This is a genomic window from Micrococcus sp. HMSC31B01, assembly GCF_001816085.1.
GTDB classification, from domain to species: domain Bacteria; phylum Actinomycetota; class Actinomycetes; order Actinomycetales; family Micrococcaceae; genus Micrococcus; species Micrococcus luteus.
Genome location: NZ_KV825170.1, coordinates 1 through 1,221, shown reverse-complemented (window position 1 = coordinate 1,221; position 1,221 = coordinate 1). Strand labels below are relative to the sequence as shown.

At 75.3% G+C, this 1,221-nt stretch carries 1 protein-coding gene; it reads right to left on the bottom strand.

Annotated features, from left to right (window positions below):
• Positions 1 to 1,007: COX15/CtaA family protein (locus tag HMPREF3105_RS07500; RefSeq protein ID WP_070709083.1), on the bottom strand; the 1,007-nt coding region annotated here is incomplete at its 3' end.
• Positions 1,008 to 1,221: the final 214 nt, after the last annotated feature.

Below are 1,221 nucleotides of genomic sequence, written 5' to 3'. Positions count from 1 at the left end.
GCGACGGTGCGCGTGGGGGCGGCGGCCTCGACCGGGACACCCGGCCCGGCCGTGACGTAGCGGGCGACCTGGCGGTCCCAGGTCTCCGTCGCGGCGGCCACGAGCAGGGCAGAGCCCAGCATGTGCAGCAGGACCACGCCGATCGGCAGGCCCGTGAAGTGCTGGGTGTAGCCCACGGCGGCCTGGAACACGAGGGCGAGCAGGAGCCGCAGCACGGCGGCGCGCTGCAGGCGGGAGGCGCCGGCCGCGCGGCGCACCGTGAAGAACAGGACCAGGGCGGCCGCCAGGAGCAGGTACACCGGGATCACGTGGGCACGCGTGACCAGCAGCGGGTCGAACTCGTGGCGCGGCGAGCCGGGGTCGCCGGAGTGCGGGCCCGTGCCGGTCACCACGGTGCCCAGGTACACGGCGGCCCACGTCAGCGCGAACGCCGCCCAGGCGGCGGCACGGGACCGGCCGGTGGTGGCGCCGTCCACGAGGGGCACCCCCGCCCGGCCGGCACGGCGCTCGGCGGCGATGCGCACCACGAGCAGGGTCGCCACGGCCACCATGATCGAGGACACGATGAAGTGGCCGGCCACCCACCACGGGTTCAGATTCGTCAGGACCACGACGCCGCCCACGAGGGCCTGCGCGGGAATGCCGGCCAGCAGGCCCACGGAGAGCCAGAAGGGGCTCCGGTGGGTGCCGCGCAGGTTCCACAGGGACAGGAACATGGCGGCGGCGATGACCACCAGGACGAACGTCAGCGTCCGGTTGCCGAATTCGATGTAGCCGTGGATGCCCATCTCTGGGGTGTTGGTGAGGGACTCGGGTGAGCACTTGGGCCACGTGGGGCAGCCCAGGCCGGAGCCGGTGAGGCGCACGGCGCCGCCGGTGACGATGATGCCGATCTCGGACGCCAGGGACGCCACGGCGAGGGCCATGGTGGCCTTCGTGAGGCGCTGCGGCAGGCGGGCGGCGAGCCCGGCCGGGGCGGTCCCGGCCGCGGGGGTGGTGGTGGACACGGTGTCCTTCCGATCGTTCGATGCAGGGGGACGGGGAACGGCTCAGGGCCGCCAGCGGAACCAGCGGAGCGCGGCCGCGACGGCCACGGCGCCCCACAGGGTGAGCACGAGCAGGGGGACGGGCGACCAGGCCCCGTCCAGGAGGGCGGCCCGCAGGGCCGTGCCCAGCGCGCCGGAGGGGAGCAGGTCCACGCCGGGCACCCGCGCGGGGAAC